This window comes from Marinoscillum pacificum, assembly GCF_024714495.1.
Taxonomy (GTDB): domain Bacteria; phylum Bacteroidota; class Bacteroidia; order Cytophagales; family Cyclobacteriaceae; genus Marinoscillum; species Marinoscillum pacificum.
Map to the genome: position 1 here is coordinate 62,961 of NZ_JAMZMJ010000003.1, position 15,248 is coordinate 78,208.

A 15,248-nucleotide genomic window follows, 5' to 3' on the forward strand; every position below is an offset into this window, starting at 1 on the left:
CCTATGAATATCAGACGATTTATTGAATCAACAAATCTTCAAACTACCATTACTGGTAATGATGTAGATGCTCTGATAGCAGAAGCAAAAGCATTGGAAGTATTTGGTGTTTGTGTACCTCCATTCTGGGTAAAAAGAGCTTCCAGAGAAATTGGTGATGCTGATTTATCATTGGTGACTGTTATTGGTTTTCCATTAGGGTATCAAATGACAGAAACCAAGGTTGAGGAAGCAAAGCTGGCCTTACGTGATGGAGCCAATGAACTTGACGTGGTAATGAATGTATCTGCATTCAAAGATGGCATGCCATGGCCTAAAATTGAATTTGCTAAACTCTCTAAGCTCGCTCATGAATATGATGCCATGCTGAAAGTGATCATAGAAGTTGCATACCTTACAGATGAGGAAATTGTAAGAGCTGCTAGACTGTGCTCAGATGCAGGAGTAGACTTTGTGAAAACCTCTACAGGAATGGTGACCAATGGAGGAGCTACTGTACATCATATAAAATTGCTGAGAGAAGTGCTTCCTTCAAGTGTAGGCATTAAAGCCTCTGGAGGGATCAAAACAAGAAAACAAGCAATTCAGCTTATAGAGGCAGGTGCAGATAGAATCGGCACATCAAGTGCTGCACAAATTGTAAACGGGTAATCATGGCGGTAAAAATAAGAGTATTCGGAAAGGTTCAGGGTGTGTTTTATCGTGCTACCACCAAAAGCGTAGCTGACGATCTCAGGTTAACTGGCTGGGTTAGAAATGAAGCAGATGGATCAGTATCTATTTTCGCTCAGGGAGAGCGAGTAAACGAATTAGTTGAATGGACTAAGACAGGACCTCAATTTGCTAGAGTTGATCGTCAGGAAGTGGAGGAAGTTGCTGATGAAGCCTTTGATTCCTTTGAGATCAGAAGGTGATTAAGCTGCCTTCAGCATCTTAGTTCGAGTGATTTTCAGGTTGAAGTGTCCCAAGATCACCCTTCTAATGGCGTAATACAAAAACTTGTTGTTCATGCCCTGGCGTAGGATACAAGCTTTCAGAATGGATCTATATACTTCAGGTTTGGAGCAGAAATACTTGATCCAGTTATCAAACTCTTCCTGCCATGCTTCTGCATATACTTCATAGTGTGAACGACCATCCCAGATAATTTCCAGCTGATTGTTTCCACGCTCATATCTGTAAATCGCAGATAGGATTTCGTAGAGTTCCTGAAGAAATTCGTAATCGTATTCTTTGATTCCTTTCAGTTTGATGATGAAAGCATCTTCCAATCCAAGCGGATTTTCCAGCAACATGTACGTTTTGTAGGCTACTTCTACCCATCTTTTCAAAAGTTGGGGTTCCACAAAGCCTTGAGCAGCTCTGAGGATGGAGTTTTTGTCCTGTTCGAAGTATTTGTCCTGGTAATGTTGCATAAAAAAAGGAACGGTGATTACCGTTCCTCAAATTTATAAATTAATGACTTAAATCTTATTGCTTAACTAAAGTAAAGCTCCAGTTTCCTTCGAAACCTTCAACTCTACTTTCTGGTGCGTTGCTAAATGTGATCACCAATTGAGTTGGAGCCTCCACATTATCTGGTGTTACGCTCATTTGTAAACCATCAGTAGATCGGATAATAGTGCTGATATCAGGAGTCTCTTCAGATCCTCCAAATGACCATGCCACTACACCGCTTCCCCAAACATCAGCAGCTCCATCATCAGTTGGAACACCGGAAGTAGAATAAGTACCTGCATTGGTTTCAGTGTTGTAAGTCCATCCTAAAACGAACCCTTCCCATTCAGTTCTGTTAGAACCATCGAAGGTTACAGAAGAAGGTGTCCATGAACCACCGTCCAAAACTGTTCCAAATTCATCACGTGGATCTGGATCTTCGTCTTTCTTCTTTTTCTTACAAGAAACGAAAACCACTAATGAACAAATTACTAAGGCTGTTAGAAGTTGAGTGAATCTCTTCATATTTCAATTATAGAGGTAAATAGATAGGCTGTATTTCTACAACATTATCAAAAGTATAGGATTTAAATGATTTAACCTATGATTATTAAAGTAAGGAATTTAATTTTTTCAAGTTAGTTATGGCCTTAACGTCGTTTGAATATCTTTTATTGTTCAGGATTTGAAATTTTCAATAAATATGTTTTTTGTCGCTTCTTTAATTTCAAAATCCTGATTAGAAGCGATGAAAATGGTCTTTTTGCTCTTGAAGTCCAGTATTAAATCTTGATACCAGGCTTCCCCTTGTTTGTCAAGGTTGGAAGTGGGCTCATCTAAAAATATAACTTCAGCTTCGTAGAAGAAGGCTAAAGATAAACGAAGCCTTTGCTTCATTCCTGAGGAGAATTCTTTGATGATTTTGTTTTCACTGCCCTTTAAGCCGGCTTTATCAATGATTTGATCAAAGGGGAGAAGCGCTTTTTTGAAGTTAGCGTGAAATTCCAAGTGTTCTAAAAGGGTAAATTCTTCAATCAGGTTTTGATAAGGAGCTACAAAACCAAATGAAGTCTGAACTTCTTCTATTTTAGGCGAATACGTGATAGTCCCTTTGGAGGCTGTTATGAATCCACTGATGATTTGAATCAATGTGGATTTTCCTGATCCGTTGTGTCCTGTAATTGATACTAAGTCACCAGATTCTGCAGTGAAGTTGACTCCTTTAAATATCCAGTTTCTATTGAATTTCTTGCCGATATTACTTAATACTACCTGCATTATTCTTTTCCCCCTCTCATTAAACCCCTGCTAGAGTCTTCGATAAAACGAATGATTTCATCTCGTTCTGTAGTAGGTGCAAGTTCGGTTTTTATTTTTTCCAGAGCATCTGAATTATTCAGACCGGACACGTAAAACACTCGATATATGTCTTGCAATTCATTGATTTTGTCATTATTGAAGCCTCTGCGTCTTAAACCAATAGAGTTAACCCCCATATAAGAGAGAGGGTCTCTCGCCGCAGTGACATAGGGAGGGACGTCTTTTCGAACCAAAGAACCTCCAGAGATCATACTATGACCGCCAATTTTGACAAACTGATGAACAGCAGTGGTTCCTCCAAGAAATGCAAAATCACCAATATGAACATGGCCAGCCATTTGGACTGAGTTAGCTAAAATCACATCATCTCCGATGATACAATCATGAGCGATGTGCGTATAAGCCATTAAGACGACCCTGTTACCAATTTTCGTGTCACCACGATCCAGGGCTGTGCCTCTATTGATGGTGACACATTCACGAATGATTACGTCATCACCTATGGTTACAGTAGAGGGTTCGCCTTCAAATTTAAGGTCCTGAGGTTCTCCGCCGATTACAGCACCGGGGTAGATCTGACATTGATTGCCGATTCGAGATCCGGATTTGATCGTTACATTCGGTCCTATAATGCAATTGTCACCGATCACTACATCCTCACCGATATACGAAAATGGTTCAATGGTTACATTCTTGCCGATATGTGCCTTTGGGTGTATATAAACCAGATTGTTGCTCATAAATCTTTTCTCACAATGCTGGCGGTCATTATTCCTTCACAAACGAGGTTATTACCTACATAGGCTACACCTTTCATTTTGGCGAAACCTCTACGAATTGGTTGCATCAGTTCTAATTTCATGACCAGAGTATCTCCTGGTACTACCATTTTTCTGAATTTGAAGTTTTCAATCCCCAGAAAATAGGTCCAATAGTTCTCTGGATCAGGAACGGTATTCATAACTAGTATTCCGCCTATTTGAGCCATAGCTTCTACTTGAAGCACTCCTGGCATTACAGGGTTTCCAGGAAAGTGACCTGCAAAATAGGGCTCATTCATGGTGACATTCTTGATGCCCGCAACTTGCTGATCGTCCAGATGAAATATTTTATCAATTAATAAAAAGGGATATCTGTGAGGCAATAATTTAGCAATCTTGTTGATATCTAAAACTGCTGGGAGTTTAGGGTCGTAGTGTGGAATGTTGGAATGACTTTCTTCCAACATGATTTTCTTTAGTTTTTTTGCAAATGCAACATTCGTACTATGTCCAGGTCTAGCAGCCAATATTTGTGCTTTGAGAGGTCTTCCTATCAATGCTAGATCACCAAGGACGTCCATTAACTTATGTCGAGCAGGCTCATTAGGGTAATGAAGTTTTTCGTTGTTTAAAATGCCTGGCTCATAATGATCTACTTTAGGCTTCCCTAATAGCTTGGAAAGGTGCTCTATATCTGTGGTTTTAACTTTCTTGTCTACAACAACAATTGCATTGGTTAGGTCTCCGCCTTTAATCAACCCATTTTGATATAGGTATTCAAGTTCATGTAAGAAACAGAAGGTTCTACTTTTAGCAATGTGGCTTGAAAAATCTGAAAGCGTATTAAGCGAGGCGTGTTGTGAGCCTAACACCTGAGAGTTGTAGTCCACCATTACAGTGATGCGATAGTCATCCAATGGTAGAGCAGCTATTTCTACATCCTGTTCCTTGTCCTGATAAAAGATACTTTCTGGAACTTCGAAGAAGTTTCTGTGTGCATTTTGCTCTTTGATGCCTACTGATTTGATGGCTTCTACAAAGTCATTGGCGCTGCCATCCATAATGGGCATCTCGGCACTATCCACTTTGATGAGGATGTTGTCGATTTCTAAGCCTACCAAAGTAGCTAAGACATGCTCAATGGTTTGAACCTGAGCACCATCTTTTTCAAGTGTAGTTCCTCGGTTGACATTGATAACATAATCGACATCAGCAGGGATTACAGGCTCATCAGGCAAATCAATACGCTGAAACTTGATGCCATGATTTACTCTAGCTGGCACAAAGGTCACTGTGGCTTTTTCTCCTGAGTGGAGACCCACACCGGAGAGGCTTACTGATTCTTTGATGGTTTGCTGATAGTGTTTCATGGCGAGGGGTTGGCCCAATTCATTTGTCTAACATCAAATTTAGGATTTTTCCTTCAAGTTCCTCAATCTTCTTTTGTAGCTCGGGCAACTTCCGATAGATCGCAAAAGACTTTAAATACTCTTGTCTATCAATAGCAGGCACGCCCCAAAGAATCTGATCTGATTTAGTGTTTTTAGTGATTCCTGAGCGTGCGCCAACTTTCGTAAAATCGGCAATTTCTATGTGACCAACAGTTCCTGTTTGTCCACCAATTAAGACGTTTTTACCAATTTTTACAGAACCAGAAATACCTGTTTGCGCTGCAATAGCCGTGTTTTTACCGATCTCCACATTGTGAGCTACCTGAACCAGGTTGTCAATTTTTACACCATCGGCTATACGCGTGGTGCCAACGGTGGCACAGTCAATCGTGGTGTTAGCTCCAATATCAACATGGTTTCCTAACTCTACATTACCAACTTGTGGGATATTAGTGAATGAGCCGTCTTTATTAGGTGCGAATCCAAATCCATGAGATCCGATTACTGCTCCTGCTTGTAGGTTGCAGTATGATCCAACTTTGGTATTTGGGTAGATTTTTACACTAGGATATAGAATGGTATGCTCATTGATTACTGAATTATCTCCAATGTAGCAGTGAGGAAAAATTCTGACGTGATTTCCTATTTGTACATTTTTTCCTAGATAACTAAACGCCCCGATGTAGCAATTTTCACCAATGGTAGCTCCTTCTCCTTTGAAAAAGGGTTCTTCAAACCCAGAAGGTGGGGTTGAGGTTAATTTCTGGAAGGTTTCAAGTAATGCTGTGAAACTCAAATACGCATTCGATACTTTAATTCGAGTTAACTCATCAGGGAAGTCCAATTGATCAAAACTAGAATCGACCAGGAGCGCAGAAGCGTGAGTTGAATGAATGTATTTGGTGTACTTTGGATTTGAAAGAAAGGAGATACTTCCTTTTTGAGCGTGTTGTATCTCCGCAATACCCGTAATCAACTCACTTTCATTGCCTATCACTTCACCTGATAGCAGGTCGGATAGTTCTCGAATAGTTAATGAAAAACGCTTTTGATCACTCATTACTGAAAGATATCTGCAGGTACTTTGAGACTTCTAGGGAAGCACAAATAATACTTCTTAACGATCTTACTCATTACTTTGATGTTTGGTAAGTCTGATGCCTGTGCTACATCAATAATCTCGCCATTTTTCATCATAATGTTAATGCTTCCACCTTTCGGGATATAGGCAGAGTTGCTAATAGAGTCTCTTTGTATGAAGTATTTGGATTCGCTCTGATTAAAGCCTTGATCAACGATTAGTTGTTGAATACGATCAATTACAGAGCTGTCGAATTTGTCATTGGATAATTTGATGGTGAAGAGTTTTCTGGTCAACAGATCATGACTTAATGTGCTCAATACAGGATCATCGTGTGATTGCCACATCTTTATGGAACCCCAAATATCTGTGTCATCCATCATGGTGAAAATTCCCAGCAAGTCGGGATCATCCAAAAATTCTTGTCTGGTAATGTCTCTTTCCATGAAAATTCGCAATGCAGGAGTAGCTGGAATGCTCTTACCAGCCTGCGTCAGTTTCTTAGCTCTTTTGATTAATGATATGAGCATCGCTTCAGCCGCCACTGAAGTCTTATGAAGATATACTTGCCAGTACATCAGCCTTCTGGCACTTACAAAGTTCTCAATGGAGTAAATACCTTTTTCTTCAACTACTAGTTCGTCATTGTGCACATTCAGCATTTTGATGATGCGTTCTGCTCCAATTGTTCCTTCGTAAACTCCTGTGAAGAAACTGTCTCTTTTGAGATAGTCCAGACGATCTACATCCAGCTGACTGGATACCAACTGATGAAGAAACTTTCGATGGTATTTTCCAGTAAAAATCTGTTTAGCCAATTCGAGGCGTCCTCCAAATTCTTTATTTAATCGGTCAAAAATCCACAAAGAGATTTGCTCATGATGAACTCCTTTAAATAAAGAAAATTCAAGCGTATGCGAGAATGGGCCATGTCCCACATCATGCAAAAGAATGGCAACTAAAGCGGCTTCATATTCGGCATCAAAGATCATTACACCCTTGCTTCTCAGGGTGTCAAGGGTCTTTTGCATCAAATACGTTGCACCAATCGCATGATGAAAGCGAGTGTGATGTGCGCCAGGATAAACTAAATCTGTTAAGCCTAGTTGCTTTATACGACGAAGGCGTTGGAAATAGGGATGCTCGATAATATCAAAAACTAAATCATTCGGAATAGTGATGAAACCATAGACCGGATCGTTTAGTATTTTCTTTTTATTCAAAATAACGTTCGTTTTAGTTTTTGAAAGCTCAATATTGTAGCAAAGATCCTTGATAATAAATGTTAAAACCGGGTCGTTATCCTACAATTGTGTAAACTTAATTTAGAATAGCGCGTCAAGTAGAGTAGGATTGGAAAAATCCTCAATTTTTTAAGATAAAAACAACAAAGATATACATGCAGCAGTACCGGATAATTTGGGCAGATGATGAGATTGATTTACTTAAACCCCACATTTTGTTTCTACAGAATAAGGGATTTGAGGTCACTCCGGTAAATAGTGGAGCAGATGCTCTGGATGAAATAGATCAAAATCAATTTGATATCGTCTTTCTTGATGAAAACATGCCTGGGATGACTGGCTTGGAGACTTTGACACATATCAAGGCAAGTCACCCCAACCTTCCCGTGGTAATGATCACCAAAAGTGAAGAAGAGCACATCATGGAGGAGGCAATCGGTGCGAAAATTGCTGATTATCTGATCAAACCCCTTAATCCTAATCAGATCTTGCTGAGTGTTAAGAAGTTGTTGGATAACAAACGAATCTTCTCTGAGCACACCAATCAAGGGTATCTTCAGGAGTTTCAGAAGTTGACCATGGAAGTGGAAGATCTGGAAGATTTTGAAGGTTGGGCAGACTTGTATAGAAAGTTAGTCTACTGGGATCTTCAGATAGATGAGACAGAGGATAAGAGCATGTACGATATCCTCAATGATCAGAAAGCTCAAGCAAACATGAGATTCTGTGATTTTATCAGCGACAATTATTATGACTGGTTGAACAATCCAGATGTAGATCGTCCATTGATGTCACATCAGGTATTGAAAAAGCGTGTGCTTCCATTACTGAAATCTGGCGATCCGGTGTTCCTAATCGTGATTGATAATCTTCGTTTTGATCAGTGGGAGATTATTCAACCGGATATTGCAGAGCTATTCGATGTGAGCAACAAGGATTACTATTATTCCATTTTGCCGACTACTACCGCTTATGCGCGTAATGCTCTGTTTGCTGGATTGATGCCATTGGATATTTCTAAAAAACATCCGGACTTATGGAAGGATGAAGATAGTGATGATGGGAAGAACTTGTTTGAAGAGCAATTACTTGGAGAGCATCTGGAAAGAGAAAAGCTGGATATCAAGTATTCATATAACAAGATTATCAAGGCTCAGGATGGAAAACAGTTAGTGGACGGTGCCAAAAACCTGATGAATAATCAACTGAATGCCATCGTATTCAACTTCGTAGATATGCTTTCTCATGCTAGAACGGACATGCAGATGATTCGTGAGTTGGCTCCTGATGAATCGGCATACCGAAGTTTAACTAAGTCATGGTTCCAGCACTCTTCTTTATATGATTTATTGAAGTTCCTATCCAATCAAAAGGTAAAAGTGGTGGTAACGACGGATCATGGTACTATTCGGGTGAAAAAACCTTACAAAATCATAGGTGACAGAAACACCAACACCAATCTGCGTTACAAGGCTGGAAAGAACCTGGCGTTTGACGAGGAAGGGGTATTATTTACAAGAAAACCGGAAGAATTTAGATTGCCTAAAGTAAACGTGAGTACGTCTTTTGCTTTTGCGCGGGAAGACTTTTTCTTTGCATATCCAAATAACTACAACTACTACGTAAACTTTTATAAAGATACGTTCCAGCATGGAGGGATAAGCATGGAAGAAGTGATTATCCCGATTGTGGAGCTAGAGCCGAAATGAAGCAGTTTTTAGTCAATGATGAGTCTGAATTAGAACAGGTAGCCAGTGAATTGGTACCCATGCTTTCTGACTATGAAATAGTTTGTTTTCAAGGGGAGATGGGAGCTGGCAAAACAACTTTTATCAAAGTAATATGTGATGCATTGGGCGTTCAGGATTCTATGAGTTCACCCACTTTTTCCATTGTGAACGAATACCGCAATGAAGAAGACGAACCTATTTATCATTTTGACTTTTACAGAGTTGAAAAACTTCAGGAAGCCTATGATATAGGAGTGGAGGAATACTTTTATTCTGGGGATTTGTGCCTAATTGAATGGCCAGATATGATTAAGGAGTTAATTCCTGAAAAACACCTGGAAATTAGTATTAAATTAGTAGGCGACAACTCACGTGAAATAACCATCAGATCTAATGACTGATCAACTGAAATCCGGATTTGCTCAACTCGCTAGAGAGCAGAGCTTATACCCCCAGGAAGCTCCGGCTAAGATTAAGAAGAGCTCCAAATCATTGTTTATTGGGGTGCCAATGGAGCGTTCGTTACAAGAGAGTCGTGTGGCATTGAAGCCAGAATCAGTGGAAGTATTGACTAGCAATGGTCATGAAGTGTGGATTGAGGCGGGTGCTGGTATATCAGCACATTTTTCTGATGCACAATACAGTGAGGCTGGAGCCAAAATCGTAGAAGATACCAAAGAGATTTTCAAAGCACATACCGTACTGAAGGTAGAACCACCAACATTGGAAGAGATTGAGTATCTCAATAACGGCTCTACTATTATTTCGGCTTTTCAGTCGGGTAGACAATCTGTAGAGTACATTCATGCGCTTAATAAGAAGAAAATTACAGCCATAGGCTATGAATTCATCGAAGACAAAGTAGGAGGGTTGCCTCTTGTAAGAGCGATGAGTGAAATAGCTGGTAGTACGGTGATGTTGATTGCTGCTGAATTACTAAGTAATACCAATAATGGTCAGGGAGTGATCCTTGGGGGTATCACTGGAGTTCCTCCTACGCAGGTAGTTATTTTAGGTGCTGGCACTGTGGGTGAGTATGCTGCTAGAGCTGCTATAGGGCTTGGAGTAGACATTCAGGTGTTTGACAACCATATCTACAAACTTCGAAGAATCAAACATGCGCTTGGTCAGCAAATTCATACTTCTACTATCGATAATGCTACTTTAACTCGAGCACTTTCTAATGCTGACGTTGTTATTGGAGCCATAAGAGCGGAGAAGGGCAGAAACAAGTGTGTGGTAACTGAAGAAATGGTAAGTAACATGAAGCCTGGATCGGTAATCATTGATGTGAGTATTGATCAAGGTGGTTGTATTGAAACCAGCGACATGACTTCTCATAAGAAACCAACCTTCAAAAAACATGGAGTAATCCATTATTGCGTTCCAAATATTGCTTCTCGTGTCGCAAGAACTGCATCAATCGCTATTTCTAATATCTTCACTCCAATGCTGCTACATGCTGCGGATGCTGGTGGTATAGATGAAATGATCTTCAATCACACCTGGTTTATGCGGGGTGTTTATACCTACAGAGGAAGTATTTGCAATATCCATTTGGCACGTAAATTTAACCTTGGCTACAAGGATTTGAATTTGCTGATGGCTGCTAGGTTTTAAGTAGATATTGGATTTCAAGACGTTAGACTCTAGACTCTAAATAAATTAACAATAGGCAACGGACAATAGGCCGTTTGGAAGTCTATTTTTTAAGTTCCTGTTGATCTCTGTTACTTAAAACGCCAATTTTTAAAAATAGCAATGGCGTGTAGCTGGCTCGTCTTTTATTATAATTAATATGAAAGTTTAGGCCTAAACTGGCTCTGGAATAGATGAGAATTCCCACACTTCCATCCAGTGCAATTCCAGGTAACATCTCTGAGTTTTCTATTCTATTATGATCATCATCATACCCGACTAAAAATCTGCGATAAGTCAATGTTGGACCAACTTTTCCTTCAAGTCTTATAAAGGATGCATCATGAAATTTGCCGATGGCTAATTGTGTTCGTCGGATTTTATCTTCCGGTCCCCAAAAACCGTCTGAACTTCTCAAAAAACTTGCTGAAAATGTTGTGTTGTTGTGTAGGTAGGCTCCTTCAAAAGTATTTGCAAACCCTCCACCATCAGTGTCCCAATAGATCATTCCAATTGAGGTAGAAGCATAGCCTCCATGAAAAGTAGTTTGCGCGAAGAGAGCTGAAAAATTGAGAAATAAAATAGCTAATGAAAAGAGAAGTCTCATTATGTTAATCATATGTGGCTGCATAATTAACGCTATTATAGATTGAATGTTGTAGCTGCATTAAGTTACCTCCCTCAATGCAGCTACTTCAGATAATTATATTAGAACTACTTCCATTCCTGAAGTCTGTCGAGGTATAGATAGCTTTCCACAAACTCCCGATGCTCTTTGCTAGTCATAATTTCCAATAACTCGAGAGCAGAAACATAGCTTGCTAAGTTCCCATTAGACGAGTGAAATTTGCCATCCTTAACATAAGTTATCAGGCTATCATCCTGAACCAAAAGGTTTGGATAGTCCATTTGCAATTGCTTACCACCGCCTATCCAAGTAACAATTTTATGACCATCAGCAATTCCGGAAGCACCGATCAACTGAGCTCCACCGCAGTTACTTACCGTATAGGATGTTTCTTCGTTTTTGGTTTTGATGAAGTCAACAATAGCCGGGTTGTGTACTTGAGAATACATGTCGTATGCACTTGGTACAAAAAGAACATCCAATTTAGGACAATTGTCAAAGGTATAGTCAGGTATCAATCTTAATCCTTCTTCGGTAACTATTGGTTTAGATGTTTCAGCAATGGTGATCACATTGAAGATCTGCTCACCATCTATTGTTGGTTTTGCGTACACATCACTTGTTGCTACTACTTCACTTTGTAAAACACCATTGTACATCAGTAAACCAATGGTTGGAAGTTCAGGATTAAATGGTTTTAAATGTGTGGTAAGTGTGTCTCCAGGAGCTTCGATAGTCGATGTTTTCTGATCAGTATTGCAGCTGAATACGAGTAAAGCGGAAATAGCTAAAGCGGGTAAAGAGGATAGTTTCATTTTTGGTTTTCATATGATGGTTAAGGCGAGCAAAGGTACTTGTGGTAGCCAAAAAGCGATATCAAATTCGAGATTGTTTTGGTGTTAATTACCTAACAATATTTTATTAATGAATCATGTGAAAGTGAAAATCATAGCTAGATTCAACACAAAGAGTTGCTTTGAACCGAAATGACGACAATACCAAGAAGGCGATTGTTGTTATATAAATCCAAAAAGTCCGCACAGGATGTACGGACTAAGATTTAAATAAATCTGAACTTAAATTTCACAGGATCTCCAATCTTTTAGTTGAATTGTTGCTCCAACCATTTTAAGATCACTTCAGTGGTTTCGATTGGCTTTTCCTGCTGGATCCAATGTCCGCACTCTAGACTAACTTCTTCCACATTAGGGACAAATATGGAAAGGCCTTCAAATTTTGGAATGACGTCCTGATTGCCATAAATCATCAATGCTGGTTTCTCTATTATAGGATTGGCATCGGCTAGTAAGTGCCAGTTGCGATCAAGATTTCTATACCAGTTAATACTTCCTGTAAATCCAGTTGACTTGAAAGAATCTACAAAAAGGGCTAATTCACCTTCGCTCATGACAGGTTCACCCTGAGGTTCTTTTGCATTGGCAAGATTGATCATCGCCATGCCAGGTTCAGGAATACTTTGTGGAAGGTTTTTTCTAAAGATGTTTCGAAGAAATTGATGGTCATTATCATCAAGAATGGCATCAGCTACACCTGGTTGACGATTGAAATGGACAAAGTAGTAGTCCTGACCGAGGATTTCTTCCATCCACTCGATCCAGGGTCTTTCTCCACGAACCTGATAGGGGACAGCCAAAGCAATTATTCCTTTTACTCGAGATGGGTGAAGCATGGATAACCACCAGGTAACCATCGCTCCCCAGTCATGACCTACAAAGACAGCTTCTTCGTAACCATAGTGATCCAGTAATGCTACAAGATCTCCAGCCAGGTGTTCTATATCAAAAGCTGATACGTCTTCTGGATTGGATGAGTTGCCGTAACCTCGCTGATTGGGAACGATCACGTGGTAGCCAGCTTCTACAAGAGCAGGAATCTGATAACGCCAGGAAAAAGCATGTTCCGGCCAACCATGGCACAATACAATAGGTTTGCCATTATTTTCACGACCTGCTTCAAAGACTTCCAGCTTGATGCCATTGACAGAGATAATTGTTGGCTTCGGAAATTCAATGTCGATACAATTTGTGTTCTTTACGTTTGTCATTTTTTGATGAATTAAAGATTTAATGCAAACGTAGGAGCGATGTGAGACAGCCTTATGTCAAGGGTGTCAGTAGGAATTTTGGTAATTATCAAAATACTCTTGCAGCGTCAGATTGTGAGGTTCAAAATGCTCAGTGAGGATTTCCATTCTCTGTATTCGATCCGGACGGAAAAATCTAAATTCATTTCGCAAGCGACACCACGCAATCAAATACCAATTTTCAGCATTCACTATAGCAAAAGGTTCAATTAATCTGTCGGTGCTCGAGCCTTCTTTGTTTGTATAGTTGATTTTAACTAGGAAGTAGTTTGTCAAGGCATATTGCAGATCGGATAAATTGCTGCTGCTTCTTTCCTGATTAAGCGCTTCATTGTATTTGGTTCTTTCGGCTAATAAATTGGCTTTATCCTGTACCGTGTATTTCAGGATTGATTTAATCTTATCAACGGCCTCAGCATAGTCCTGCACAAAAGAAGCGTCCTTGCTTTGCAATACCAGTTGTTCAGCAAGGATCAAAGCATTGGCTTGCTTCTCAGTAAACATAATGGGTGGAATACGATATCCTTCCATCAATACATATCCTTTTCCTTCTTCTGTCAATACAGGAACCCCAGCCTTCTCGAGGGCTTTGATATCCCGGTATATCGTTCTTTTGCTGACATCAAATTTTTCAGCAAGACTTGCGGCAGTAACTATTCGCCTGGTTTGTAACTGCGTGAGTATGGCGGTTAGTCTCGAAATTCTCTTGACTTCATCTCCTTCCATTCTGTGTAAATCGAATTTCGTTAATAAAACTTGTTCATTCCAAGCAACTGCTTTGGGAGTTTAAAGATAAGGACGAAACTAGATTTCAAGTAACCAGTCTGCAATTCACGCTTCTGAAACCCTTAAGGATTCTGCTGTTCCTCCAATATCTTAACAATCCTGCTATTGACTATTTCTGATAAGTTCCAGTTGTACAATTTAGGATCTGTTGTGCTATAGAATTCCACTGTCACTGCATCCAGGTCTTTATCATAAGCAGCAAAACTCTGGTATCCAGGTACCCAACCTGCATGCTCGTATTTATAAATGGATGAATAAATTTCTTGTTCTCCTTCGGCAAATACAGAGCCATCGTTAAGCGCTCTAATGAAAGTACCCACATCCTCAGCTGTTGCCAACATTCCATGCTCATCTTCTTTTAGATCATAAGGGTGACCTACATGGTATCCGCTCATAACATCATCCATATTTACTTCTTTTAGAGAACCGAAGGTGTTTTTCAAGTTTAATGGGGTGAGAATTTCTTCTTTGATGAATTGAAAATTGGGATAGCCCAATTCATCATCCATTATTTTGTTAATAAGCAAGTAATTGGTATTACAGTATTCATAATCTTCATCGGGTTTAAAATTGGCAGGTTTGTCCAAAATAAGAGCCAGGCTTTCTTCAAAGCTCTGTGTAGGAGCAGCCCAGAAATTAGGAGTGTCCGTAAAATTAGGCATGCCACTTCTGTGCTGAATCATCAAGCGTAAAGTAATCTTATCCGCATGTTCAATTCTACCTACAAGCTCAGGAAAATAATCTGCTACGGTTTTATCCAATGAAAGGCGTCCTGCATCTACTAGTTTGGTTACAGCCACGGCATCATAAAGCTTACTGATACTGGCAATCTTAAATAAAGCATCTGGTTTGGCAGGTATTTGTTTTTCTTTATTGTGCCATCCGGCAGCAACGTACTGTGGAGGTTTACCGGTTTGGTCTACATAGGCGATTACTCCGTCAAATCCGTGATCAACCGCCTCATTTAGCTGTTCTTGTACTGTATCCGGCAATGGGAGGATCCAGGCTTTGACTAACAGCCAGGGTACAAAGAATAACGAGATGGCAGTTGCAGCGAAAAGTATAATTCTTATAATAACAGTTTTTCTAGAGGTCATGGTTAAGGAGGTTTAGTAATTTGTTATCCCA

General features: G+C 39.8%; 17 protein-coding genes. 5 read left to right on the forward strand and 12 right to left on the reverse strand.

Annotated elements, in window-relative coordinates; all coding sequences use genetic code 11:
- The first annotated feature begins 3 nt into the window (after positions 1 to 3).
- Together deoC and NXS00_RS09560 are read left to right on the forward strand one after the other, a co-directional pair.
- Positions 4 to 651 carry a deoxyribose-phosphate aldolase gene (gene deoC / locus NXS00_RS09555; protein WP_258098956.1) on the forward strand — a complete coding sequence of 216 codons (648 nt, stop codon included), beginning with the start codon at positions 4 to 6 and terminating at the stop codon, positions 649 to 651.
- A gap of 2 nt (positions 652 to 653) precedes the next feature.
- Complete coding sequence (locus tag NXS00_RS09560; protein WP_258098958.1) at positions 654 to 914, forward strand: acylphosphatase; 261 nt, start codon at positions 654 to 656, stop codon at positions 912 to 914.
- On the opposite strand, the gene NXS00_RS09565 is transcribed toward NXS00_RS09560, so the two are convergent.
- The 7 genes from NXS00_RS09565 to NXS00_RS09595 form a co-directional block, all read right to left on the reverse strand.
- On the reverse strand, positions 915 to 1,415 hold the full coding sequence (locus tag NXS00_RS09565; protein ID WP_258098959.1) for a hypothetical protein: 501 nt from the start codon (positions 1,413 to 1,415) through the stop codon (positions 915 to 917).
- 55 nt (positions 1,416 to 1,470) lie between these two features.
- A complete protein-coding gene (locus NXS00_RS09570; RefSeq protein ID WP_258098960.1) occupies positions 1,471 to 1,962 on the reverse strand; it encodes a hypothetical protein in 492 nt (163 codons plus the stop codon).
- Positions 1,963 to 2,115: 153 nt separating this feature from the next.
- On the reverse strand, positions 2,116 to 2,715 hold the full coding sequence (locus NXS00_RS09575) for an ABC transporter ATP-binding protein (RefSeq protein WP_258098961.1): 600 nt from the start codon (positions 2,713 to 2,715) through the stop codon (positions 2,116 to 2,118).
- Positions 2,715 to 3,497 (reverse strand): acyl-ACP--UDP-N-acetylglucosamine O-acyltransferase, encoded by a 783-nt coding sequence (lpxA, locus tag NXS00_RS09580; protein ID WP_258098962.1) that lies wholly within the window; start codon positions 3,495 to 3,497, stop codon positions 2,715 to 2,717. Before lpxA ends, NXS00_RS09575 begins: the two co-directional genes overlap by 1 nt.
- Complete coding sequence (locus NXS00_RS09585; protein ID WP_258098963.1) at positions 3,494 to 4,888, reverse strand: bifunctional UDP-3-O-[3-hydroxymyristoyl] N-acetylglucosamine deacetylase/3-hydroxyacyl-ACP dehydratase; 1,395 nt, start codon at positions 4,886 to 4,888, stop codon at positions 3,494 to 3,496. The genes lpxA and NXS00_RS09585 overlap by 4 nt, the downstream gene beginning before the upstream one ends.
- A 19-nt stretch (positions 4,889 to 4,907) precedes the next feature.
- Positions 4,908 to 5,969: a UDP-3-O-(3-hydroxymyristoyl)glucosamine N-acyltransferase gene (gene lpxD / locus NXS00_RS09590; protein WP_258098964.1), complete on the reverse strand. Its 1,062-nt coding sequence runs from the start codon at positions 5,967 to 5,969 to the stop codon at positions 4,908 to 4,910.
- On the reverse strand, positions 5,969 to 7,213 hold the full coding sequence (locus NXS00_RS09595) for an HD domain-containing protein (protein ID WP_258098965.1): 1,245 nt from the start codon (positions 7,211 to 7,213) through the stop codon (positions 5,969 to 5,971). The genes lpxD and NXS00_RS09595 overlap by 1 nt, the downstream gene beginning before the upstream one ends.
- 176 nt (positions 7,214 to 7,389) lie before the next feature.
- Between NXS00_RS09595 and porX the strand changes: the two genes are divergently transcribed.
- The 3 genes from porX to NXS00_RS09610 are packed head-to-tail and all read left to right on the forward strand — an operon-like array spanning position 7,390 to position 10,584.
- Entirely contained in the window at positions 7,390 to 8,943 is a 1,554-nt protein-coding gene (porX, locus tag NXS00_RS09600) for a T9SS response regulator signal transducer PorX (RefSeq protein ID WP_258098967.1), read from the forward strand.
- Positions 8,940 to 9,365 carry a tRNA (adenosine(37)-N6)-threonylcarbamoyltransferase complex ATPase subunit type 1 TsaE gene (tsaE, locus tag NXS00_RS09605; RefSeq protein WP_258098968.1) on the forward strand — a complete coding sequence of 142 codons (426 nt, stop codon included), beginning with the start codon at positions 8,940 to 8,942 and terminating at the stop codon, positions 9,363 to 9,365. Before porX ends, tsaE begins: the two co-directional genes overlap by 4 nt.
- Positions 9,358 to 10,584 (forward strand): alanine dehydrogenase, encoded by a 1,227-nt coding sequence (locus NXS00_RS09610; protein WP_258098969.1) that lies wholly within the window; start codon positions 9,358 to 9,360, stop codon positions 10,582 to 10,584. The genes tsaE and NXS00_RS09610 overlap by 8 nt, the downstream gene beginning before the upstream one ends.
- 82 nt (positions 10,585 to 10,666) lie before the next feature.
- On the opposite strand, the gene NXS00_RS09615 is transcribed toward NXS00_RS09610, so the two are convergent.
- The 5 genes from NXS00_RS09615 to NXS00_RS09635 all read right to left on the reverse strand — a co-directional run bounded on the left by NXS00_RS09615 (position 10,667) and on the right by NXS00_RS09635 (position 15,217).
- Positions 10,667 to 11,209: a hypothetical protein gene (locus NXS00_RS09615; RefSeq protein ID WP_258098970.1), complete on the reverse strand. Its 543-nt coding sequence runs from the start codon at positions 11,207 to 11,209 to the stop codon at positions 10,667 to 10,669.
- Positions 11,210 to 11,316: 107 nt separating this feature from the next.
- The gene (locus tag NXS00_RS09620; RefSeq protein WP_258098971.1) at positions 11,317 to 12,045 is read right to left on the reverse strand and encodes a DJ-1/PfpI family protein; all 729 of its coding nucleotides are present in this window, start codon (positions 12,043 to 12,045) and stop codon (positions 11,317 to 11,319) included.
- Between the two features lie 287 nt (positions 12,046 to 12,332).
- Positions 12,333 to 13,295 (reverse strand): alpha/beta fold hydrolase, encoded by a 963-nt coding sequence (locus NXS00_RS09625; RefSeq protein WP_258098972.1) that lies wholly within the window; start codon positions 13,293 to 13,295, stop codon positions 12,333 to 12,335.
- A 66-nt stretch (positions 13,296 to 13,361) separates the two neighbouring features.
- Positions 13,362 to 14,060, reverse strand: coding sequence for a helix-turn-helix transcriptional regulator (locus NXS00_RS09630; protein WP_258098973.1), 699 nt, complete (start codon positions 14,058 to 14,060; stop codon positions 13,362 to 13,364).
- A 122-nt stretch (positions 14,061 to 14,182) separates the two neighbouring features.
- Complete coding sequence (locus NXS00_RS09635; protein ID WP_258098975.1) at positions 14,183 to 15,217, reverse strand: serine hydrolase domain-containing protein; 1,035 nt, start codon at positions 15,215 to 15,217, stop codon at positions 14,183 to 14,185.
- Positions 15,218 to 15,248 lie beyond the last annotated feature (31 nt).